This is a genomic window from Bacillus sp. FSL K6-0994 (assembly GCF_038630815.1).
Taxonomy (GTDB): Bacteria; Bacillota; Bacilli; order Bacillales; family Bacillaceae; genus Bacillus; species Bacillus safensis.
In genome coordinates this window covers 2,049,830-2,071,436 of the sequence record NZ_CP152043.1, presented here as the reverse complement: position 1 = coordinate 2,071,436, position 21,607 = coordinate 2,049,830, and the positions used below count along the sequence as shown (strand labels likewise).

At 41.0% G+C, this 21,607-nt stretch carries 23 protein-coding genes and 1 riboswitch; of the genes, 20 read left to right on the top strand and 3 right to left on the bottom strand.

From position 1 onward, the window contains the following. Positions 1-19: 19 nt before the first annotated feature. Positions 20-112 (bottom strand): YjcZ family sporulation protein, encoded by a 93-nt coding sequence (locus MHB69_RS10565; RefSeq protein ID WP_012010430.1) that lies wholly within the window; start codon positions 110-112, stop codon positions 20-22. A 209-nt stretch (positions 113-321) separates the two neighbouring features. Between MHB69_RS10565 and MHB69_RS10560 the strand changes: the two genes are divergently transcribed. From MHB69_RS10560 to MHB69_RS10490, 15 genes are all read left to right on the top strand, one after another. Beyond that, complete coding sequence (locus tag MHB69_RS10560; RefSeq protein WP_034280379.1) at positions 322-1,080, top strand: segregation/condensation protein A; 759 nt, start codon at positions 322-324, stop codon at positions 1,078-1,080. Further along, a complete protein-coding gene (gene scpB, locus MHB69_RS10555) occupies positions 1,070-1,663 on the top strand; it encodes an SMC-Scp complex subunit ScpB (RefSeq protein WP_342495548.1) in 594 nt (197 codons plus the stop codon). The genes MHB69_RS10560 and scpB overlap by 11 nt, the downstream gene beginning before the upstream one ends. Positions 1,664-1,776: 113 nt before the next feature. After that, the gene (locus tag MHB69_RS10550; RefSeq protein WP_034280380.1) at positions 1,777-2,256 is read left to right on the top strand and encodes a YpuI family protein; all 480 of its coding nucleotides are present in this window, start codon (positions 1,777-1,779) and stop codon (positions 2,254-2,256) included. 113 nt (positions 2,257-2,369) lie between these two features. Then, on the top strand, positions 2,370-3,521 hold the full coding sequence (locus MHB69_RS10545; protein ID WP_034280381.1) for a D-alanyl-D-alanine carboxypeptidase family protein: 1,152 nt from the start codon (positions 2,370-2,372) through the stop codon (positions 3,519-3,521). Further along, entirely contained in the window at positions 3,509-4,096 is a 588-nt protein-coding gene (locus tag MHB69_RS10540) for a nucleoside recognition domain-containing protein (RefSeq protein ID WP_034280382.1), read from the top strand. The genes MHB69_RS10545 and MHB69_RS10540 overlap by 13 nt, the downstream gene beginning before the upstream one ends. A 4-nt stretch (positions 4,097-4,100) precedes the next feature. Beyond that, positions 4,101-4,637, top strand: a complete 537-nt coding sequence (locus tag MHB69_RS10535) for a spore maturation protein (RefSeq protein ID WP_024422843.1) — start codon at positions 4,101-4,103, stop codon at positions 4,635-4,637. A gap of 135 nt (positions 4,638-4,772) precedes the next feature. Then, positions 4,773-5,507, top strand: coding sequence for a 23S rRNA pseudouridine(2605) synthase RluB (gene rluB / locus MHB69_RS10530; RefSeq protein WP_024422842.1), 735 nt, complete (start codon positions 4,773-4,775; stop codon positions 5,505-5,507). A gap of 90 nt (positions 5,508-5,597) precedes the next feature. Then, entirely contained in the window at positions 5,598-6,128 is a 531-nt protein-coding gene (locus MHB69_RS10525; RefSeq protein ID WP_041085967.1) for a thiol-disulfide oxidoreductase ResA, read from the top strand. 1 nt (position 6,129) lies between these two features. Then, positions 6,130-7,809 carry a cytochrome c biogenesis protein ResB gene (locus MHB69_RS10520; RefSeq protein ID WP_034280384.1) on the top strand — a complete coding sequence of 560 codons (1,680 nt, stop codon included), beginning with the start codon at positions 6,130-6,132 and terminating at the stop codon, positions 7,807-7,809. Next, positions 7,793-8,971, top strand: a complete 1,179-nt coding sequence (gene ccsB / locus MHB69_RS10515) for a c-type cytochrome biogenesis protein CcsB (RefSeq protein WP_024428071.1) — start codon at positions 7,793-7,795, stop codon at positions 8,969-8,971. Before MHB69_RS10520 ends, ccsB begins: the two co-directional genes overlap by 17 nt. Before the next feature lie 85 nt (positions 8,972-9,056). Next, positions 9,057-9,779 carry a response regulator transcription factor gene (locus tag MHB69_RS10510; protein WP_003215596.1) on the top strand — a complete coding sequence of 241 codons (723 nt, stop codon included), beginning with the start codon at positions 9,057-9,059 and terminating at the stop codon, positions 9,777-9,779. Continuing rightward, the gene (locus tag MHB69_RS10505) at positions 9,776-11,557 is read left to right on the top strand and encodes an ATP-binding protein (RefSeq protein ID WP_046311653.1); all 1,782 of its coding nucleotides are present in this window, start codon (positions 9,776-9,778) and stop codon (positions 11,555-11,557) included. The genes MHB69_RS10510 and MHB69_RS10505 overlap by 4 nt, the downstream gene beginning before the upstream one ends. A 203-nt stretch (positions 11,558-11,760) precedes the next feature. Next, positions 11,761-12,369: an RNA polymerase sigma factor SigX gene (sigX, locus tag MHB69_RS10500; RefSeq protein ID WP_024422837.1), complete on the top strand. Its 609-nt coding sequence runs from the start codon at positions 11,761-11,763 to the stop codon at positions 12,367-12,369. Continuing rightward, on the top strand, positions 12,281-13,387 hold the full coding sequence (locus MHB69_RS10495; protein ID WP_327827583.1) for a sigma X negative regulator: 1,107 nt from the start codon (positions 12,281-12,283) through the stop codon (positions 13,385-13,387). Before sigX ends, MHB69_RS10495 begins: the two co-directional genes overlap by 89 nt. Before the next feature lie 104 nt (positions 13,388-13,491). Next, positions 13,492-14,139: a M23 family metallopeptidase gene (locus MHB69_RS10490; RefSeq protein WP_214755536.1), complete on the top strand. Its 648-nt coding sequence runs from the start codon at positions 13,492-13,494 to the stop codon at positions 14,137-14,139. 34 nt (positions 14,140-14,173) lie between these two features. On the opposite strand, the gene serA is transcribed toward MHB69_RS10490, so the two are convergent. Continuing rightward, positions 14,174-15,748, bottom strand: coding sequence for a phosphoglycerate dehydrogenase (serA, locus tag MHB69_RS10485; protein WP_342495547.1), 1,575 nt, complete (start codon positions 15,746-15,748; stop codon positions 14,174-14,176). 287 nt (positions 15,749-16,035) lie between these two features. Further along, positions 16,036-16,166: riboswitch (FMN riboswitch) on the top strand. A 144-nt stretch (positions 16,167-16,310) separates the two neighbouring features. On the opposite strand from serA, the gene MHB69_RS10480 reads away from it, so the two are divergent. Further along, the gene (locus MHB69_RS10480) at positions 16,311-16,892 is read left to right on the top strand and encodes an ECF transporter S component (protein WP_041109656.1); all 582 of its coding nucleotides are present in this window, start codon (positions 16,311-16,313) and stop codon (positions 16,890-16,892) included. A gap of 232 nt (positions 16,893-17,124) precedes the next feature. Here MHB69_RS10480 and MHB69_RS10475 read toward each other — a convergent pair whose 3' ends face one another. Further along, positions 17,125-17,373 (bottom strand): ferredoxin, encoded by a 249-nt coding sequence (locus tag MHB69_RS10475; protein ID WP_008361239.1) that lies wholly within the window; start codon positions 17,371-17,373, stop codon positions 17,125-17,127. Between the two features lie 267 nt (positions 17,374-17,640). Here MHB69_RS10475 and MHB69_RS10470 point away from each other — a divergent pair, with 267 nt between their 5' ends. Genes MHB69_RS10470 through MHB69_RS10455 form a run of 4 tightly spaced genes read left to right on the top strand, consistent with a single transcriptional unit; the run spans position 17,641 to position 21,562 of the window. Further along, positions 17,641-18,693, top strand: coding sequence for a helix-turn-helix domain-containing protein (locus MHB69_RS10470; RefSeq protein WP_342495546.1), 1,053 nt, complete (start codon positions 17,641-17,643; stop codon positions 18,691-18,693). After that, positions 18,686-20,194, top strand: coding sequence for an ATP-dependent DNA helicase RecQ (locus MHB69_RS10465; protein ID WP_327827582.1), 1,509 nt, complete (start codon positions 18,686-18,688; stop codon positions 20,192-20,194). The genes MHB69_RS10470 and MHB69_RS10465 overlap by 8 nt, the downstream gene beginning before the upstream one ends. Then, positions 20,191-20,832 carry a CPBP family intramembrane glutamic endopeptidase gene (locus MHB69_RS10460; protein ID WP_034280396.1) on the top strand — a complete coding sequence of 214 codons (642 nt, stop codon included), beginning with the start codon at positions 20,191-20,193 and terminating at the stop codon, positions 20,830-20,832. The genes MHB69_RS10465 and MHB69_RS10460 overlap by 4 nt, the downstream gene beginning before the upstream one ends. After that, a complete protein-coding gene (locus MHB69_RS10455; protein ID WP_061109299.1) occupies positions 20,777-21,562 on the top strand; it encodes a LysM peptidoglycan-binding domain-containing protein in 786 nt (261 codons plus the stop codon). Before MHB69_RS10460 ends, MHB69_RS10455 begins: the two co-directional genes overlap by 56 nt. The last annotated feature ends 45 nt before the right edge of the window (positions 21,563-21,607 follow it).

Below are 21,607 nucleotides of genomic sequence, written 5' to 3'. Positions count from 1 at the left end.
AAAAGGACGCTCTGTTTCTTTAATAAACCCAAGCCGCGCCAACGATGATCAGCAAGATGAAAAGCACGACAATAAGCGCGAATCCTCCACCGAAGTTATAGCCATCTCCCATAATGATACGGCCTCCTTTTTCATCAGTTCTGATTACAATGGTATTCTATGTATAAATGCCCTTATTGGTATGGGCGGATCCACTGTTTTTCTTGATTTGCCTAAGGCATTATGGCCGAAATTATATTGGACGAGAGCTTTATCCTGTCTTATACTAAAGGTTAGCCGGTGAAACGGTACTTAGAAGACAGTAGAAATGGTGAGAAAAAGATGCTGGAATATCAGGTGAAAATAGATTCGTTCGAGGGTCCTTTGGACTTGCTTTTACATTTAATTAACCGGTTGGAAATTGATATTTATGATATTCCCGTCGCTAAAATTACGGAGCAGTATTTATTATATGTCCATACGATGAGGGAGCTTGAGCTCGATGTTGCGAGCGAATATTTGGTCATGGCTGCAACCCTCCTGAGTATTAAAAGCAGAATGCTTCTTCCAAAACAAGAGGAAGAGCTGTTTGATGAAGACCTGCTCGAAGAGGAAGAAGATCCTCGAGAAGAGCTGATTGGCAAATTGATTGAATACCGCAAGTATAAAAATGCAGCACAAGAACTAAAGGAACGCGAAGAAGAAAGGCAAAATGCCTTTACAAAACCACCGAGTGATTTAAGCGAATTTGCAAAAGAATCAGAAGCGAAGGACACAAATTTACACGTAACGGTGTATGATATGTTAGGTGCGTTCCAAAAGGTATTAAATCGAAAGAAAATAACGAAACCAGCACCATCAAAGATTACAAGACAAGAAATCCCGATTGAAGACAAAATGAATGAGATTATGAACCATTTAAGAAAAACAAAAAAGCGGACCAATTTCATGACTCTATTTCAACATGATCAAAAGGAGCACCTTGTCGTGACGTTTCTTGCTGTTCTCGAATTGATGAAAAGTCATCAAATCTTGCTAGAGCAGGAAGGGAACTTTGAAGACATTTATATCATAGGGAGTGAAACGATTCATGACGCTTGATATCGTGAATTGGAAAGCCATCTTAGAAGCGCTGCTGTATGTAGCAGGTGACGAAGGCTTAACAAGAAAACAGCTCATGTCTGTTCTTGAAGTAGATGAGTCGGTATTACTCGACATTATGTCTTCCGTAAAGGAAGAATATCAAAAACAAGAACGAGGGATTGAGCTCATTGAATATGCAGATTCATATATGCTGCTGACGAAAAAAGAATACAGCATGTATTTAAAAAAATTAGTCGAGACACCATCCAAGGGTTTGTCGCAGGCAGCGCTGGAGGTGCTTGCCATTGTTTCTTATAAACAGCCGATTACACGCAGTGAGGTAGAGGAGATTAGAGGAGTCAAATCAGAGCGGGTACTTCATAGCTTAGTAGCCAAAGCACTGCTCTGTGAAGTAGGACGTGCCGATGGTCCGGGACGAGCGATTCTTTATGGGACAACCCCTACCTTTTTAGAGCAATTTGGCTTAAAAGCCTTAGATGAATTACCGCCGCTTCCAGAAAATGTGGAAGCAGACGGGGTACAAGAAGAGGCTGATCTATTTTTTGAAAACTTCAATCAAACATTTGAAGACATAAAATAGTTCAAAAGAAGGAAAAATGTATGATAAAATATAAAAAAGATTTTAGGTCTAAAATCTTTTGATGACAGATAAAATGGTGTCAAAGCCATGAGGGGAAGGTAAACACGAAACAAATGGCACATATGAATGTAAAGGCTCAAGTTGATCAAGCAGGCGTCTTTTTATCAAAGGTTGCAATTGAAATGAATGGTTTTCTGAACGAAGCCACCTTATCAAGCTTGAAACGATTAAACCCCGAAGCGGAAGCCTATTATTGTGACATATTGAGTACATTACGGAAGCTTGCAGTGTACAGCGAGGATGCAGCAGCAGTTTGCAGGAAAATGGGCCAGCAGCAGACATTCCCGCAGCAGGCCGCACAGCAGATGCTTCACCGTATTTATCATCAATGCATTGAAGAATTTTTCACGCCAAAAAAGGATACATGGTATGAAGACAGCCGATCGGCCTATACAGGAAAAAGCAGCATTGTCTTTCACCATGAAGTATCCGCTGATATGAAACAATTATTTTCTTCATTAGAAAAAGACTTTTTAGCGATGAGAGAAGAGCTGGAATATACGGCATCTCATCAGCAAGTGAAAATGGTATAAGCAACTTGAAGAAGCGCCTCTACATGTAGAGGCGCTTTTTTTTATGGACGAGGCATCATAACTTTTTCAGCTGAGCATACACTTGTACAAAACGGACAAGGACGTGAATGAACATGCCCTATTTAAAAATTGGAACAGCAGTCCTTCTTCTATTTACACTCTTACTGCCTTTTTCTTCACATGCCAAAGCAGACATTTCATTATCAGTGAGTGCAAGAAGCGCCATTTTAATAGATGGACAGTCAGGCAGAGTCCTATTTGGAAAGGACGAGCACGAAAAAAGAAGAATCGCCAGTATTACAAAAATCATGACGGCTGTATTAGCCATTGAATCAGGAAAAATGAAAGATACCGTTAAAGTATCAAAACGTGCGATTGGGGCAGAGGGGTCATCCATTTATTTAAAGGAAGGGCAGAAGGTGAGCTTAGAAGATTTGACATACGGGCTCATGCTGCGTTCTGGAAATGATGCAGCTGTTGCCATTGCAGAGCATGTTGGCGGCAGCTTAGAAGGCTTTATTTTTATGATGAATCAAAAGGCGGCTGAACTAGGAATGGAGAATACGAATTTTCAAAATCCGCACGGACTCGATGATCATAAAAATCATTATTCATCAGCCTATGACATGGCGATCCTAACAAAATACGCAATGAAGCATAAACAATATCAAAAAATTGCCGGTACAACTTTCTATAAAGCGAAGACAATGGAAGGCTATTGGAAAAATAAAAACAAGCTGCTCACCGGTTTATACGAATATTCCACTGGAGGGAAAACAGGATATACAAAGCTTGCAAAACGAACACTTGTCTCCACCGCTGCAAAAGGTGATGCCGAGCTGATCGCTGTGACCATTAATGCGCCGGACGACTGGAAGGATCATATCTCTATGTTTGAATATGCATTTGATCACTATAAAACGTATGTGCTTGCTGAAAAAGGAAGGCTTGCTTCGTTAAAAGGGACCTTTTACGAAAAAAAAGCGTTTATCAAGCGTGATGTGGACTATTTTTTAAATGAAGATGAAAAAAAACTTGTGAAAATTGAAACGGAAATGCTCGCTCCAAAAAAGAAATGGAAAAAAAACGCCGAAACCATCCCAGATGTTGTCGGAAAAATGACGATTTTATTAGATGGACAGGTGATCGAGCAATTACCGATTTTTTATGAAAATAAACGAAACCGCATGCCTCAAAAAAGTTTCCAAGAAATGTTTAAGTCTGTCTTTCAGACATCTATAGGCGGATCTTCATGGTCAATCTAATTTGGGTATTTCTCACTGTCATCGGTCTTGTCTATGCGATGTTTAATGGAACGATGCAGGAAGTGAACGAGGCTGTATTTAAAGGCTCAAAAGAAGCGGTTACTATTTCAATTGGTTTAATTAGTGTCCTCGTTTTTTGGCTCGGGCTTATGAAGATTGCCGAAGAGGCAGGGCTGTTAAATTTCTTTAGTAAATTGTGCCGGCCCTTTATTTCAAAGCTATTCCCGGATATTCCGCCTAATCATCCTGCAATGGGGTATATTTTGTCCAATCTCATGGCGAATTTCTTTGGTCTCGGGAATGCCGCTACACCGCTTGGAATTAAGGCGATGGAGCAGATGAAATCATTAAACGGCGGGAAAAATGAAGCAAGCCGTTCTATGATTACATTTCTAGCGGTCAACACATCCTCTATCACACTTGTGCCAACAACCGTCATTGCAATAAGAATGACCTATGGGGCAGATCAGCCAACAGACATTGTAGGGCCAACCATTTTAGCAACACTCATTTCAGGAATCGGTGCAATTATCATCGATCGTTATTTCCACTATCGCAGAAGCAGGCGGGGGTGATCTTGTGGCATTTATTAACTGGCTGTCACTTGCTTTGATACCACTGATCATCGCAGGAATTTTGATTGCTGGAACCATTAAAAAGGTACCAACCTATGAAACATTTGTGGAGGGAGGAAAAGAGGGCATTCAAATTGCCTTTTCAATCATTCCCTATTTAGTCGGTATGCTTGTAGCCATTACGATATTCCGTGCGTCAGGTGCGCTTGATTTTGTTATGGGACTATTAAAACCAGTCTTTACAGCGATTGGTTTCCCGCCAGAAGTGGTGCCGCTTGCGTTTATTCGTCCGATATCAGGAACGGCTGCACTTGGAATGACATCAGACTTGATAGCGACATATGGTCCAGATTCTTTTATTGGCCAGCTTGCAGCTGTCATGCAAGGGTCAACAGACACCACCCTTTACATTTTAACGGTCTATTTTGGAGCAGTTGGGATTAAAAAAATGGGAGATGCGCTGAAAGTAGGTTTGTTAGCAGATCTCATTGGTGTCATTGCATCTGTCATTATCGTCAGTTTGTTATTTAGCGGCGCCTAATCAGGCGCTTTTTTGTATTTCATGGATGGAAAATCGCTTTTTAGCTGAAATTAGACAGACGAAACGCTTATTTTTCCACGAATGCTTGTTTGTTTTAAGTCAAGCAAGTAAGATAGTACATGAGGTGAAAGACAAATGGAACGTTTACAGAAAGTAATTGCACATGCCGGCGTCGCTTCAAGACGAAAGGCTGAAGAATTAATTAAAGAAGGACGAGTTACCGTTAATGGTCAAACAGTGACAGAGCTCGGAGTGAAGGTGGGCTCTTCAGATAAAATTGAAGTCAATGGATTAAAGCTTGAAAGAGAAGAACCGGTTTACTTTATGCTTTATAAACCGCGCGGCGTCATTTCGGCTGCCGAGGATGATAAAGGACGCAAGGTCGTCACAGATTTCTTTGATGATGTCCCGCAGCGTCTTTATCCAATCGGCCGGTTAGATTATGATACGAGCGGTTTGATTTTGATTACAAATGATGGGGAATTTGCCCATAAGCTCATGCACCCGAAATACGAAATTGATAAAACGTATGCAGCGAAGCTAAAAGGCATTCCTTCAAAGGAACTGCTTAGAAAGCTAGAAAAAGGGATCATGTTAGATCATAAAAAAACAGCACCTGCTCGTGCGAAAATGCTTTCTATTGATAAACGAAAGCAAACTTGTATTGTTCAATTAACCATTCACGAAGGCAGAAACAGACAGGTGCGCCGCATGTTTGAAGCGATTGGACATGATGTGTTAAAGCTAAAAAGGGAGCAATATTCGTTCCTTCATATTGAAGGTATGAGACCAGGAGACCGCAGAGAATTGTCTCCGCATGAAGTAAAGCGCCTGAGAGCAATTGCCGATCATGGGAAAAGCGCTTTTTAATTTTCACATAAACTTCAAAAAATGAAGAAGCATCAAAAGAAGGAGAATGCTATAATTTACCTGAATGTCTATGGGGAAGGGGTACTTCAGATGAAAAAAAGACGGTTTTTCATACGGACGGGCATTCTCCTCGTGATGCTTGCGGCACTATGTTATACAATGTATAACTCAGTATTTGCCAAACAGGATCGAGTCAAAGAAGGATCTATTGCGCCAAACTTTGTCCTTCAATCTGTCGATGGGGATCGGATTGAGTTAAAGGACTTAAAAGGCAAAGGTGTCTTTCTTAATTTTTGGGGTACATGGTGTGGACCGTGTAAACAAGAATTTCCTTATATGGCGAATCAATATGAAGTGTTCAAGGATCGCGGTGTGGAAATTGTTGCAGTCAATGTTGCGGAATCCAAGATTGCCGTGAAAAATTTTATGGAATCCTATGGCGTGAATTTTCCTGTTGCCATGGACAAAGATCGTCAAGTGACAGAGGCATATGATATTACGCCGCTGCCAACCACATTTTTAATCAATCCTGAAGGCAAGGTAATCAAAGTCATAAAGGGAACGATGACAGAACGTAATGTCTATGAATATATGAATTTGATTAAACCAAAGGGGTCATAGAATGAAAGAGGTAAAGTGCGAGTGTGGACATATTAATCCAATCGGTACTGTTCTATGTGAATCATGCGGGAATCCCATTGCGGCTAAAGAGAAAAACTCTTCAAAGCTGCTTGATATGAGATATGACGGCAGTGCAAGACGCTCGCAAACATACAACAAAACGATTGTTGATAAAGTATGGAACTTTTTTTCTTCCGTTAAAGTGGGTGTGTGGCTGATTGTCATTACACTGCTCGCTTCTTCGCTTGGAACGATTTTTCCGCAGGAGCGATTTATTCCGCCAGGTGCATCTGCTTCCACGTATTATGAAGAGCAATATGGATCGTTTGGCAAGCTGTATTACACACTTGGATTCCATGATCTTTATAATTCTTGGTGGTTTTTAGCTCTTGTCGCATCAATCGGAATCTCCCTTGTCATTTGCAGTCTCGATCGCGTTATTCCTCTTTATCGTGCACTCAAAAACCAAGGGGTTATCAAAAAAGAAGGCTTTATGAGAAGACAGCGTCTGTTTAGCGAGACAGACAAAACATTAGATCAGCATACATATGAAGGCATCATAAGAGCAATGAAACAAAAGCGTTACCGCGTGCGAGAAGAAAATGGGCATATTTTAGCCGAAAAAGGACGTTTTTCACGCTGGGGACCTTACGTCAATCACATTGGACTAATCATCTTTCTCATTGGAGCGATGCTCCGGTTTGTCCCGGGCATGTACGTGGATGAAACGCTTTGGGTCAGAGAAGGGGAAACTGCACCAATTCCAGGTACGGATGGTCAATACTTCTTGAAAAATAATGCGTTTTCAATTGATCGCTATGAAACTGGAAATGAAAAAGAAGTGTTTGAGAATGCCATTGAAAAAGCTGGCGATGGTCAAGTGGTGAAAAGCTATAAAACGGATGCCATTTTATACAAACGTGAAGGAGAAGTTGTATTTGGTGAAAAGCCCAAGCTGAAGCAGGTAACAGAACACGATATCAAAGTGAATGAACCGCTCAAGTTTGACAATTTCTCATTATATCAAGTGGATTTTAAACAAAATGAACTCGATCAAATGGTCTTTCAGCTGATTCGTAAAGATACAGAAAAATCTTTCGGTACAGTGAAGATTAATCTGCTGGAGCCTAAGTCAGAATATGATCTTGGTAGCGGTTACAAAGTCAAGGTGATGAGCTATCTGCCTGATTTTTATTTTGACGATGATGGAACGCCAAGTACGAAAACAAGGAATCCGAATAATCCTGCTTTCGTGTTTGAAATGATTTCTCCTGAAAAACCTAAAGGTGAAAAAAGCTTTGTCGCCATTCAAGAGACAGTAGAGGGTTCTGATAACAATCTATATAAAATGAAGTTTGATCGGGTCGAAACGAAAAACGTCACAGGGTTAACAGTGAGAAAGGATTTAACACTTGGCGTGCTCATAGTAGGCGGAATCATCTTCATGATCGGTGTCGTGCAGGGGATGTATTGGCAGCATAGAAGAATCTGGCTGTCGGCAAAGGATGGAAAAGTATTGGTGGCAGGACATACAAACAAAAACTGGTTCGGCTTAAAGTCCGATCTTGGTGTGTTACTGCACGGCAGTGGCATCAAACAGCCAGTTGATCAAAAAGAACTGCCTGATACAACAAGTATCAGCAAAAGCAAGGGGGAAGGATTAGATGGCGGCAGTCAGTGAAAATCTGTTATTTGCAGCTTTTCTATTTTATTTAGCGGCAGTTCCTTTTTTTGGTGGTGCCATTAAGGGAAAAAAGAAAGAAGAAGGACCGCGCAGAAATAAGGCGGCACTCATTGGCATTACGCTTACCATCATCGGTTTTTTGAGCCAGTTGGGCTATTTTATTTCAAGATGGATCGCATCTGGTCATGCACCTGTCAGTAATTTGTTTGAGTTCACAACGGCTTTTGGCATGATGCTGGTGCTTGCATTCATCATTTTATATTTTGTGTATCAAGTGTCTGTACTTGGTTTATTTACACTTCCAATCGCTTTATTGATTATTGCCTATGCAAGTATGTTCCCATCAGATATTTCACCGCTGATTCCTTCACTTCAAAGTAATTGGCTTTATATTCACGTGACAACAGCAGCACTTGGCCAAGCCATTTTAGCCATCAGCTTTGTGGCAGGTGTCATCTTTCTACTAAAGCATGTGGATCAAACAAAGCCAGGGAAGAAGACGTTTGGTTTAGAGCTTGTCATGTTTATGATTGTGGTCACACTTGCATTTATCGCTGTTACGTCTATCTTTAGAATGACAGGATATGAAGCAACATTTAATTGGATTGATAAAAATAAAGAAAAAAGTGAGATGGTCTATGAGCTCCCAGCTCTTGTCGGACCTCATAAAGGGGAGCTTGTGACGGAAGATCGTTTGGAACCGTTTGTTGAGCTGCCGCCTGTTTTTTCAGGTAGAAAGGTCAATACAGTGTTATGGTCATTTGGCGTAGGGCTGATTATATACGGACTCATTCGATTGATCATTCGCAAACGACTGAGCGCACTGCTTCAACCGTTAGTGAAACAGGTGAACCTAGATTTAGTCGATGAAATTGGGTATAGGGCTGTTTCGATTGGTTTCCCTGTATTTGCGTTAGGCGGGCTGATCTTTGCCATGATCTGGGCGCAAATTGCATGGACTAGGTTTTGGGGCTGGGACCCGAAGGAAGTATGGGCATTGATTACGTTTCTCTTTTATGCTGCCTATCTTCATCTTCGCTTGTCGCGAGGCTGGCATGGTGAAAAGTCCGCATGGCTTGCTGTGATCGGCTTCGCCATTATTATGTTTAATCTCATCTTTGTTAACCTTGTCATTGCGGGGCTTCATTCTTACGCATAATCACAAGGAAAAGCCAACTTTTATGATTCAATTCGGCTTTTTGTTAAAATGAATGTAACAACGGAGAAAGCAGGAGGACTGTCTAATGGAACACACAACTCAAACGAAAATATTAGTCGTAGATGATGAGGCAAGAATTCGCCGCCTTTTAAAAATGTATTTAGAACGTGAAAATTATGAAATCGATGAAGCGGAAAATGGAGATGAAGCGATTCAAAAAGGGCTTCAAACCGATTACGACCTCATTTTGCTCGATTTAATGATGCCTGGTACAGATGGAATCGAAGTGTGTAATCAAATTCGAGATAAAAAAGCGACTCCAATCATTATGCTGACGGCAAAAGGAGAAGAAGCCAACCGTGTTCAAGGATTTGAGGCAGGAACGGATGACTACATCGTCAAACCTTTCAGCCCGCGTGAAGTGGTTTTACGCGTAAAGGCATTGCTCAGAAGATCGTCTCAAACGTCTTATTTGAATACTGGGACAACAACAAAGGATGTTCTTGTGTTTTCTCATCTTTCTATTGACCATGATGCACATAGAGTGACGGCTGATGGCAAAGAAGTCAGCCTCACGCCGAAGGAATATGAGCTTTTATATTTCCTTGCAAAAACACCAGATAAGGTCTATGACAGAGAAAAGCTGCTAAAAGAAGTATGGCAATATGAATTCTTTGGAGACTTACGAACAGTTGATACTCATGTCAAACGACTTCGTGAAAAACTGAATAAAGTGTCACCAGAAGCAGCGAAAAAAATCGTAACTGTATGGGGTGTCGGGTACAAATTTGAGGTCGGCGCTGAATGAAACTGTGGAAAAGTGTTGTAGGAAAGCTATGGTTAACCATTCTTTTCCTCGTCTTGATCGTTTTATCTATTTTAACTGTGCTTCTTTTAGAGTTCATTGAGAATTATCATGTAGAAGAAGCAAAATCTGATTTAACACAAATGGCAAACAAAGTAGCGGTCATTTTAGAAAGCCATGAGGATCAATCGCTTGCGAGGTCGATTACATCAGAACTCGCTGACAAATTGACGAGTATTGCGATCATCCAAGAGGACGGGCTAGAGTGGTATTCGTCTGAAAAAGACGGGAAGCTTCCTGCAATTACAAAGAAACAAATTGAAGCGGACAACGATTTAAATCAAGCACTGAAAGATCGTAAAAAAATCAGTAAACGTGCAGAACCTGATGCAGGCAATCGAAAAGATGAACGGATTGTAGTCGGTGTTCCATATGAGGCGAACGGAAAAAAAGGCATGGTCTTTCTTTCTCAATCACTCCTCGCTGTAGAACAAACAACGAAACATACGACACGCTACATCTTTTTAGCCGCCGGCATTGCGATTGTACTGACCACTATATTCGCTTTCTTCTTGTCAACACGTGTCACCTATCCTCTCAGAAAGATGAGAGAGGGTGCACAAGATTTGGCGAAAGGGAAATTTGATACAAAGATTCCTATTTTAACGCAAGATGAAATTGGAGAACTGGCAATCGCCTTTAATCAAATGGGGAAGCAGCTTAAATTCCATATCACAGCCTTAAATCAAGAAAAAGAACATTTATCTAATATTTTAAGCAGTATGGCTGATGGCGTCATCACCATCAATATTGATGGAACGATTTTGATGACAAATCCTCCCGCAGAACGATTTTTGCAGGCATGGTATTACGAGCAAAATATGAAGATCAAGGATGGAGATGAACTGCCGCCAGAAGCGCGCGAGCTATTTCATACAGCTGTCAGCACAGAAAAAGAGCAAATGATCGAAGTTACGCTGCAAGGGCGTACCTGGGTTCTTCTTATGTCTCCGCTGTATAATCAGCAGGATGTCAGGGGAGCAGTTGCAGTCCTTCGTGATATGACGGAGGAACGAAGACTTGATAAACTGAGAAAAGACTTCATTGCCAATGTCAGTCATGAACTTCGTACACCAATTGCCATGCTGCAAGGGTACAGTGAGGCAATTGTAGATGATATTGCGGGATCAGAAGAGGAAAAGAAAGAGATTGCGCAAATTATCTATGATGAATCACTTCGAATGGGACGTCTTGTGAATGACCTTCTAGATCTAGCGAGAATGGAAGCAGGTCATATTACACTGAATCTTGAATCAACAGATACGGAAGAGCTGACAGAGAAGATCTTCCGTAAGTTTCTCGGGATTGCGAAAGAAAAACAAATCGACCTTACGTATGATATTCAAGTGGATGAACCGCACTTTGTATTCGATCCAGATAAGATTGAGCAAGTGTTTACGAATCTCATTGATAATGCTATTCGTCATACACCAGAGGGCGGCGAGGTTCACTTCTCGGTTCAATCGGTGGAGAACGGACTGAAAATGGATGTAAAAGATTCGGGGAGCGGAATTCCGGAAGAGGATCTGCCCTTTATTTTCGAACGCTTTTATAAAGCCGATAAAGCAAGGACGAGAGGGCGTTCTGGTACTGGACTTGGCCTTGCGATTGTGAAGAACATCATCGAGGCGCATCAAGGCTCTATACATGCTCACAGCAAAGCGGGGGCAGGTACACACTTCACATTCTATATTCCGAGAAAAAAGCAGGAACTCGTCTAATCTTGACGAAGAATCTTGTTACATGAGAAACACTTCTTTTCGTAAAGAAAATGAAGTGTTTTTTCTATTTTAAAATTTTTAAGGAGAAGTTAAACAAAAAGCCCTTTCCAAACTGTCGAACTTGTAATATATTTGTCATAAAGTTGTAATGTAACGTTTTATAAGAGTCACTCGACAAAAATAAGTGAACGGAGGGGTTTCCTATGCATGAAACCTTTCAAAAAATATATGATTCGTACCATCAAGATTTGTACCAGTTTTTATTTTATATGGTTAAAGATAAAAATCAGGCAGAGGATCTCGTACAGGAGGTTTACATTCGGGTACTTCACTCATATAAAACTTTTGAAGGAAGAAGCAGCGAGAAAACATGGCTGTTTTCAATTGCAAGGCATGTGGCGATTGACTGGTTTCGCAAGCAGCAAACCATTAGACAACGGGTACTCGGCACGTTTGATTGGGATAAGCAGGATGTAAAAGACCCAGACTTGCTCCCAGACGAACTGGCTGTACAGGATGAAAATACTAAAGAAATTTATGCCGCGCTTGATCACTGCACGATTGATCAAAGAGCTGTCATCATTTTAAGGTTTATCCAGGGCTACTCAATCATGGAGACGGCAAAGGCGCTAAAGTTCTCGGAAAGCAAAGTCAAAACAACGCAGCACCGAGGCCTGAAAGTGCTCCGAAAACATATGGAGCTTTTGAAGGAGGAGCTAGTGAATGAAAACGAACAGGTCCGATTGGAGCGAAGAACGAATCAAGGTGTTACTAAGTCAGCTTCCAAAGGTGGAGGACAACCGTTCATCTAAGCAGATATACCAGCAGGTGCTGATGGCAAGCGGGAAGAAAAAGAAAAGTGTCAAATGGATCGGTCCAGCGGTGGCAACCGTTGTGGTTTTATTTATGGCGTTTTTAATTTCTCCTCATTTATTTCAGCCGGCTGCTCAAGAACAGCATAAACAGATAAAAATGGACTCAAGTGCTGACAAAGGACAGGCAAATGCCACATTAGAGCCCGTCAAACAGGCAAATGGTACCACACACGTTGTTTCTCATGAAGACAAGCAAAAGTATATGACGGTTGCATACATAGATGAATCGACGTCTCAAGTGGTTCCCATTAGTATTGAAAAAGAGAATGAACATGACCATTTGCAGGAAATGATGAACACATATGAACAGGTGCAGCTGCCTGAAATGACAAAGCCACTTCAATCTTATCTTGAGATGGTGGACCTTCGTGAAAATGGGAATACACTTGTTTTTCAGTTAAAAAATGATTTGTCCCTTGATACGATAAAGGAAGCCAATCGATTTAAAGATATGGTAAAAGAAACGCTCAAATGGAGCAGGTATAAACAAGTGGAAGTCAAATCAGTCAAAGGCTCTCATCTTCAATTAGGGGCTAGCAGCATTGGCGCAATATCAATTGATAAACAAACGAAGAAAGCTTATTACGTGTTAGAAAATAAGAGCGGGACTTTTTTGGTGCCCTCCAAAACACATTATTCTTCTTATGAAGAAGCTGTAGAGGCCATGAAACGCACGAGTGATTCTGGACTTGAACCATTAATTAAAGAAGAACCCATTAAAGAAGTGACATCAAAAGGTAAGCATGTAACCATCACGTTTGGAGCATCAGCACAATTATCGGACTCAATTGATCATACTCTACTCATTGAAGGTCTGCTGCTCACAGCGAAAGATTTTGGTTTTACAGATGTCACCATTCAATATGAAGGAACAGATCAAGTAGGACCATATGAATTAAATGAACCAATAGAGGTACCGGCCCTGCCGAATCCAGTTGTCATAAAAGATCGTTAAAGGACGCAAGCATTTCATTGCGTTCTTTTTTGATGTATAGAAAAGGGTCTTCTTGCTGTATACTAAGCTGTCATGAAAAGAACCTCAAAAAAGGGGAGTCACTGATGAAAAGGTATTGCTTCATAGGTGCCAGCTGTTTTTTGCTCTTGATCTTAGCGCCATTTGCCCATGCGCAGAGGACAAACGAATGGGTGGAACCAGTGAAAGGAGAAGTCACTGACTTGTTTGGGACAAGGGGCGGCTCGCATAAGGGATTAGATATAGCTGCGCCAGAAGGAGAATCCATTTTTGCTGCAAGTGAAGGTGTGGTCACGCGTTCATATGTATCGGCTACATATGGAGAAGTTGTATTTATTCAGCATCCAAATGGATACGAAACCGTCTATGCTCATTTACACGAGCGTTTTGTGAAAAAGGGTGACCATGTACAAGCGGGACAGCCGATTGGCATAATTGGCAACACAGGAGCCTCCAGAGGCACTCATTTGCATTTTGAAGTACATCGTGGCAATTGGTCAGTCAGCAAAAAGGATGCGGTAGATCCGCTCAAAATGATTGCTGTGGAACGTTTCCAAGAGCCGGCTCTTCATGTAAATGGACATGAAAAAAATACATATGTCATTAAACAAGGGGATACCCTTTGGTCGATAGCAAAGGCGCATGAAATGACTGTGGAACAATTGAAAAAGATCAATGAGCTGACGACTCATCTCATTCGAACAGGAGACCGTTTAATGGTTTCAACAAAATAAACCTCATGCTTTTGCATGAGGTTTATCACTGTTTTTATAGATCAATCAGGCGGACAGAAAGAATATCCTGCACTTCAGTTAATTTTTTCACAATTTCGTCCTCTAGATGCTTGTCGAAAGAAAGCATCATAATGGCTTCGCCGCCTTTTTCTTTACGTCCCACCTGCATTGTGGCGATGTTGACATCATGGTCGCCTAAAATCTGTCCAACCTTTCCAATCACACCAGGTGCATCTGTATGCTGGATATAGACAAGGTGTCCATCTGGATAAAAATCAATATTAAAACCATTAATAGAAACAACGCGCTCCCCTAGATGCGGGATGTAAGTCGCTTTTAGAGTAAAGGTTGAAAGATCACCTTTGACTTCAATAGAAATACTGTTTTCGTAACCAGATTCGCTGGAAGAAATTTTTTCACTAAAGCTAATGCCTCGTTCTTTTGCGACCATTCCAGCATTTACTTCATTCACAGTCGAATCAACACGCTCTTTTAAAAAGCCTGACAGAAGACTTTTTGTGATAAAGGATGTTTCGAGTTTTGAAATAGAGCCTTCATAAGAAATGCCTACTTCTTTTACAGGTTCTCTCATGGATTGAGAGACAAGACGTCCAAGTTTTCCTGCAAATTGATGATAAGGCTGAATCTTTTTGAACTCGTCTTTTGTCATCGCTGGTAGATTAATAGATGACATGACAGGAAGGCCTTTTGCAAATTGAAGGACTTCTTCAGATACTTGCGCCGCTACATTTAATTGTGCTTCTTTTGTAGAGGCACCAAGATGCGGAGTTGCAATGACGTGTGGATGATCCACAAGCGGATTATCAGTTGGCGGTTCTACCTCGAATACATCGAGTGCAGCTCCTGCCACATGGCCGCTTTCAAGTGCCTCAAGAAGGTCAGCTTCGTCAATAATGCCGCCGCGCGCACAGTTTACAAGGCGAACACCTTTTTTCGTTTTTGCAATCGTTTCTTTATTGAGAAGTCCTCGTGTTTCTTTTGTTAATGGCGTATGTACAGTAATAATATCTGATACTTCGAGTACTTCATCAAGTGATTTCGCATTGACGCCAATTTTTTCTGCACGTTCCTTTGTGAGAAATGGGTCAAACACGTTGACTGTCATGCCAAATGCTCTTGCACGCTGGGCGATTTCACTTCCGATTCTGCCTAAGCCGACAATCCCAAGAGCTTTTCCGTAAAGCTCAGCACCAACATAAGCACCTCTGTTCCATTCTTTTGATTTGACAGAAATATTGGCCTGCGGAATATGACGCATAAGTGATGAAATCATAGCAAACGTATGCTCAGCTGTCGAGATCGTATTACCGTTTGGTGCATTGATTACAATGACGCCATGCTTGGTCGCTTCATCAATGTCAATATTGTCTACTCCCACACCGGCACGGCCGACAATTTTTAATGAAGTCATTTTTTCATAAAGCTCTTTCGTTACTTTCGTGGCACTTCTGACAAGTAAGGCATCAAACGTGTGTAATTCATCTTCTGCTTCTGCTACATTTTTTTGGACAATTTCAACAAAATCTGATTCTAAAAGTGGTAGAAGACCATCATTGCTCATCTTATCTGAGACTAATACTCGAAACATCGTAAGATTTCCTCCTAAAATAAACGTCATAAATATCTGATAATTTACCATATTCCTTTTCACTGTGTCAATCAAATTAAAGCAGTAAAGTGAAAAAGAAAACACGAACATTTCTTTGTGTCTTTATAAAGAATGAACACCTTTAAACAAAAGATAACCAATTTTTGCGCATTTGTCATTATAATTTTTGTGTTTTTTACGATTTCTTAAAACTGATGAATTTGCTCAGGATTTTTATCTGTACAAATGCTCATATATCATATATAATGATGTCGAATTGAATAATGATCAATCTTCGGGGCAGGGTGTAATTCCCTACCGGCGGTGATGAGCATAGTCTCTAAGCCCGCGAGCCTTTTTGGCAGGATTCGGTGTGATTCCGAAGCCGACAGTATAGTCTGGATGGGAGAAGATGGAGGTTCGTAAACGTTGAAAACATTGATGTTCACACGTTTATTTGTCTAGCCCAATTTCCCCGCTCCTGTTTTCAAGGGCGGTTTTTTTGTGGCTAAAATGGAACAATCCTCTTTTCGAAAGATTTGATCGAAAAGGAGAGAGAATATTGAATCAAAGTAAAGTAAAGCGTTTAGTTGTTACCAGTATGCTCAGCAGTATTTCGTTTGTGTTAATTTTATTGGATTTTCCTTTCCCGGGTCTTCCAGCGTATTTGAAAATTGATTTCAGTGATATCCCGGCGATTATTGCGATTTTAATTTATGGACCGGGTGCAGGGATTGCTGTTGAGGCATTAAAAAATGTACTGCATTACCTCATTCAAGGCAGTATGTCCGGTGTTCCTGTTGGGCAAGTAGCGAACTTCATTGCAGGCACATTATTTATCTTGCCAGTCGCCTTTATGTTCAAAAAAATCAAATCAGCAAAAGGGATGGCATGGTCTATGATCGCGGGTACATTGCTTATGACTGTGATGATGAGTATTTTAAATTACTTCTTATTCCTGCCAGCTTACACATGGTTCTTAAACGCGCCAGAACTATCCGATCATGCGCTCAAGACGACCATTACAGCAGGGATCTTACCATTTAACTTTATTAAAGGAATCATCATTACCATCGTGTTTAGCCTCATTTTTGTGAAAATGCGTCCTTGGTTTGAAAATAAACGCCGACTTCAAAATAGTTAATATAAAAAAAGCCCCTGCATAAGGGGCTTTTAGATTGTTGACAAAGAGCTAAAATGATCTTTATTTTAGCTCTTTGTCTTCATTTCAGCGTGATAGAAAACCTTTGCAGTCTAGGAAGGACGAGTACCGGAGCGGAGCGAATTGAATATTCGTGAGCACTGGAGCGCAGACCTGACACCGAATGCGAGGGTTTGTTTACATGCTGAAAGCCCCTGCATAAGGGGCTTTTATACTATTCGTGCTTAAGCGGGTCACCATCGAAAGATTCGTCCGCAACTTTGATTGAATCTGTTGGACATCCTTCAAATGCATCAAGCATATCTTCTTCAAGCACTTCTGGAACTTCTACAGTCCCTTGGTTGTCATCAAGCGTAACAAATGCAATGCCTTCATCATCATAATCATAAATGTCTGGAGCAGCTGCACCGCATGCGCCGCAAGCAATACATGTGTCTTTGTCTACAATTGTATATTTTGCCATGTTAAAAAAATACCTCCCAGATTGTTCGATGGAACAAATGGTCTAACCTTTTTAGTTTCACCGATAAAAAACAATTTCCTCAAACCTTATTGTAATGATTTTAATTTCACATTTCAACTGTAAAGTGATTGAGAATGCTTATCACATAAGGGTTTGTTCATAACTTTCCCCCACAAATTGAGTTTAAACATTTCTTCTTCTATGAAATCTGTTAAAATAAAGGGAGAAAATATTCGAATTTTGTCAGGAAGACAGGTGCTTTGGCGAATGACTCTTCATTATTTGGATGTCATGTTAATGGACAGCGTATATAAATTGAACGGCGAACGCTCCATAAGTGCTGTCTACCATCTTTTTAAAGGAAAAAAATCATCACAAACCATACAGGATGCCAGTTTGTTTCAGCTTTCAAAGTATTTCGGCTGTTACCCGGGGTTTACGAGGAATCAGCTGAATCGCTCTACTATAAAACTTGACGAAAAGCACTACATCAAAAAAACAGGGGAGACATTCACTGTTACAGATGCAGGACAGCATATGCTAAACCAGTATTTCTCAGAAAAACCGATGCCCGCTTATTTTCATGGTGCCAAATATCATGATAAAGCAAAGGTGCTATGGATGAGGCTCTCGTTACTTGTACAAGTGCTGTCTCACCATCTGGCTGGATCGCATCAATATGTCCCAATACAAAGAGATGTATCTGTACAAAGCTGGACGAAATCCTTCTTAAAACAGCATCACGAGAAGAATAAGCTTTCGGAAGAGCTGCATCATGAACTCGAAAAGCTCCTTAGCCGTATAAGTGATCAAGAGGCGCTGATATTTGTTTATTCATTGACCTCAAATGAAAGAATTGGGCGTACGTATCAGCAAATGGCAGAGTGGCTAAAAGAAGATGTGTGGTATGTGTACCTGCTTTTTTGGAATGTCCTCCATTATTTTATTCATGCTGCCCAAAAAGGTGAAGCGCAGGTCATGCAGCAGCTCATAGGTGACCTTGAATTCAAACGCGTGCTAACAACCTCTACCCATAAAACGCTCGAGCTTGTGCAAAAAGGCTATGATATTGATCAGATTGCTCACATTCGTTCATTAAAAAAGGCAACGATCGAAGACCATATTGTCGAGCTGTCCATACATGAACCGAGCTTCTCAATAGAGCCGTATGTGAGCGAAGAAGAGCAGCAGGCCATTCATGCAGTAGCCAGGGAGCTTCAAACAAATAAAATGAAGCTGATTAAAGAAAAACTCGAACATCCATTTACTTATTTTCAAATAAGATTGGCTCTGACAAGGATGGTGAAAGCAAATGGATAAGCTTCATCAGACGCTCATGCGATATTTTGGTTACGACTCATTTAAAGCAGGTCAAGAGGACATTATTCAAAGTGTACTGAATCAGAAAGATACGGTTGCCATGCTGCCTACTGGCGGAGGGAAATCCATCTGCTATCAAATTCCCGGCTATATGACTGAAGGATTAGTTCTCATTATTTCGCCGCTGTTATCGCTTATGGAGGACCAAGTCGAACGAATGAAAATGCGCGGAGAAAAACGAGTGGCGGCACTGAACAGCACATTATCTTTTCAGGAGAGACGGCATATCATTCGGCATTTGCCATCATATAAATTTTTATTCGTCGCGCCTGAGGCATTAATGTCAGAGGTGCTGCTAGAACAGCTCAAATCGATGCATATTGGTCTGTTCGTCGTCGATGAAGCCCATTGTATATCCGAATGGGGGCATGATTTCCGTCCGGAATATTCCAAGCTGGGAGAATGGAGAGAAGCGTTAGGTCATCCTGTCGCCTTAGCACTCACGGCAACTGCAACAAAACAAACGCTAAAAGATACCGTGCAAACGTTAAGATTGCAGCATCCAGACTTTCATATCCATTCTGTCAACCGGCCAAACATCGCATTAGTCAAAGAAGCGCATGAAACGAAAGAAGCAAAAGAGAAACGGGCCATTGAGCTTGTGGAATTCCTGCAAGGCCCTGGCCTGATTTATTGCCCGACCCGGCAAATGACAGAAGATATGGCGCTCATAATGAAACAAAAAACCCATCAGCGTGTAGAGTATTACCATGGCGGAATGGATGCAGGAGACCGCATGCTTATTCAGCAGCAATTTATCAGCGGACAGCTTGACCTCATTTGTTGTACAAGTGCTTTTGGAATGGGAATTGACAAAGCAGATATACGATTTGTTATTCATATGAGCCCGCCGCAGTCTATTGAAGCATTTATGCAGGAAATTGGAAGAGCAGGACGGGACGGGAAAAATAGTGTGAGCATTCTTTTATATACAGAAGAGGACGCGGATATTCAACAGCATTTAATACAAGCAGAGGGCTTTGATGATCCAGAAATTGATTTTTTCTTAGCCAGGCTGACACAAATGCAGACAAATGATGAAAAGAAACTACGTGAACAATTGATGGAATCAGGGCTTCAGGAGACACGTGCAAGAATGCTGATCCATTATTACAGGATGTATCAGTCTGACGAGCCTCGTGTGCTCCTGATGAAACTGAAAGAGAAATTGCAGGACAGACAAACTGAAAAACTGAGAAAAGTGTGGCAATTTAAGGAGCGGATCACAGATCATAGCTGCTTTAGACAATCTCTGTTATCATACTTTTACGAACAGCTTGATCAAACGGAGAGCGCATCCTCTGGCAGCTGCTGCTCTTCTTGCGGACTTGACCTGTCTGATTATGAAAAAAAAGATCAACCATTGGAGCTGAATGAAATGAAACACTGGAAGACCGTGCTGGACCATATGTTTCATCTGACAAAAGAGGCGCAGCATTGATTGAACAACATCGCCGAATCATCGAAAAATTAACCGATCGACAAGTTGTAGAACAGCTGTATTTCACGCAGCTGCTGATGCTGATCATTTCTTTTTTACTAGGTATATTTATGTTCAATCATTGGACAGATTTTACATCCCTTTGGGAGATCCAAGATGCGCGGATACTGACTTATGGAATTGGCGGCGCTGCGGTTGTGATTATTGTGGATGCGATTGTTATGAAGGTGTTTCCTGCTCATATGTATGATGATGGCGGATTAAATGAAAAAATGTTCAAAAATCGCAGCATCCCGCATATTGTTTGGTTAACACTGCTCATCGCCTTTTCAGAGGAAATTCTATTCCGAGGGATCGTTCAGCAGCAATTTGGATTGGAGATTGCCAGTATTGTGTTTGCGCTCCTTCACTTTCGCTACTTATCAAAAATACTCTTGTTTATCCTTGTGGTTTCTATTAGTATTTTTTTAGGACTTTTATACGAGTGGACTGGGAATTTATTTGTTCCTGTCATGACCCATTTTGTCATTGACTTAGTCTTTGCTTGTCAAATTCGTTTGAAATATAGGGGGAGGGATGAACATGGAAGAAATGTCGAGAATGAAGAGAAAGAAGGAGCAGCTGACAAACATCCATGACGATGATGCAGAGAAAATTTTTGAAGAAGAAGTGCAGCCTTCAGATGACTCTCACTTTCCTACACGAGAAGATTTTCATGAATATAAAAAGCAGCGCACGAAAAAGGTGCGTAATCCATTGTTTACAACACTTGCTATTATCTTTCCTATTATCGTCGTCACAGTGTTCTTCCTTTTGATCTACTACACATCAAAGGAAATCAACCATAATAATAATCAAGATGTATATAATATTGATTCTACATCAAGTGCTGACACAGACCCAGTCCCGTCAGCACTTGTCGAAACGAAAAATGACTCAAGCGTTGATAAAGCGGATGCGTCTGATGATGAGAAGCAAAAGAAAGAGAAAGAAAAACAGCGGTCGAAAGAAAAAGCTGAACAGCAGAAAAAAGAAAAAGCTGCTAAAGAGAAAGAAGAGCGTGAACAAGCAGCGAAAGAAAAAGAACGCGCGAGAGCCGAAGCTGCCAAAAAGCGTGAACAGCAGCAGCTAGCCTTGCAAAAGCAACAGGAAGAGAAAAAACGAAAAGAGGCCGAAGAGAAAAAGAAGCAGGAAGAAAAACCAGTTCGTGTCGTGCAGCACACCGTTGGTCCAGAGGAAAACCTGTATCGAATTTCAATGAAGTATTACAAAAACCGTTCGGGTGAAGAGAAAATTAGAGCCTATAATCATTTGAAAGGTAACAGCGTGTATAGTGGTCAAGTGCTGAATATTCCACTAGAAAACTAATCACCTGACATGAATGAAGAAGCACGCACATACATATGTAGAAAA

Coding starts and splice junctions, on each gene's coding strand:
- MHB69_RS10470 (WP_342495546.1), top strand. CDS start 17,641: ATGACTCTTCATTATTTGGATGTCATGTTAATGGACAGCGTATATAAA.
- sigX (WP_024422837.1), top strand. CDS start 11,761: ATGCATGAAACCTTTCAAAAAATATATGATTCGTACCATCAAGATTTG.
- MHB69_RS10455 (WP_061109299.1), top strand. CDS start 20,777: ATGGAAGAAATGTCGAGAATGAAGAGAAAGAAGGAGCAGCTGACAAAC.
- MHB69_RS10525 (WP_041085967.1), top strand. CDS start 5,598: ATGAAAAAAAGACGGTTTTTCATACGGACGGGCATTCTCCTCGTGATG.
- MHB69_RS10495 (WP_327827583.1), top strand. CDS start 12,281: ATGAAAACGAACAGGTCCGATTGGAGCGAAGAACGAATCAAGGTGTTA.
- MHB69_RS10560 (WP_034280379.1), top strand. CDS start 322: ATGCTGGAATATCAGGTGAAAATAGATTCGTTCGAGGGTCCTTTGGAC.
- MHB69_RS10510 (WP_003215596.1), top strand. CDS start 9,057: ATGGAACACACAACTCAAACGAAAATATTAGTCGTAGATGATGAGGCA.
- MHB69_RS10465 (WP_327827582.1), top strand. CDS start 18,686: ATGGATAAGCTTCATCAGACGCTCATGCGATATTTTGGTTACGACTCA.
- MHB69_RS10545 (WP_034280381.1), top strand. CDS start 2,370: ATGCCCTATTTAAAAATTGGAACAGCAGTCCTTCTTCTATTTACACTC.
- rluB (WP_024422842.1), top strand. CDS start 4,773: ATGGAACGTTTACAGAAAGTAATTGCACATGCCGGCGTCGCTTCAAGA.
- MHB69_RS10540 (WP_034280382.1), top strand. CDS start 3,509: ATGGTCAATCTAATTTGGGTATTTCTCACTGTCATCGGTCTTGTCTAT.
- MHB69_RS10490 (WP_214755536.1), top strand. CDS start 13,492: ATGAAAAGGTATTGCTTCATAGGTGCCAGCTGTTTTTTGCTCTTGATC.
- MHB69_RS10550 (WP_034280380.1), top strand. CDS start 1,777: ATGGCACATATGAATGTAAAGGCTCAAGTTGATCAAGCAGGCGTCTTT.
- scpB (WP_342495548.1), top strand. CDS start 1,070: ATGACGCTTGATATCGTGAATTGGAAAGCCATCTTAGAAGCGCTGCTG.
- MHB69_RS10520 (WP_034280384.1), top strand. CDS start 6,130: ATGAAAGAGGTAAAGTGCGAGTGTGGACATATTAATCCAATCGGTACT.
- MHB69_RS10505 (WP_046311653.1), top strand. CDS start 9,776: ATGAAACTGTGGAAAAGTGTTGTAGGAAAGCTATGGTTAACCATTCTT.
- MHB69_RS10565 (WP_012010430.1), bottom strand. CDS start 112: ATGGGAGATGGCTATAACTTCGGTGGAGGATTCGCGCTTATTGTCGTG.
- serA (WP_342495547.1), bottom strand. CDS start 15,748: ATGTTTCGAGTATTAGTCTCAGATAAGATGAGCAATGATGGTCTTCTA.
- MHB69_RS10475 (WP_008361239.1), bottom strand. CDS start 17,373: ATGGCAAAATATACAATTGTAGACAAAGACACATGTATTGCTTGCGGC.
- ccsB (WP_024428071.1), top strand. CDS start 7,793: ATGGCGGCAGTCAGTGAAAATCTGTTATTTGCAGCTTTTCTATTTTAT.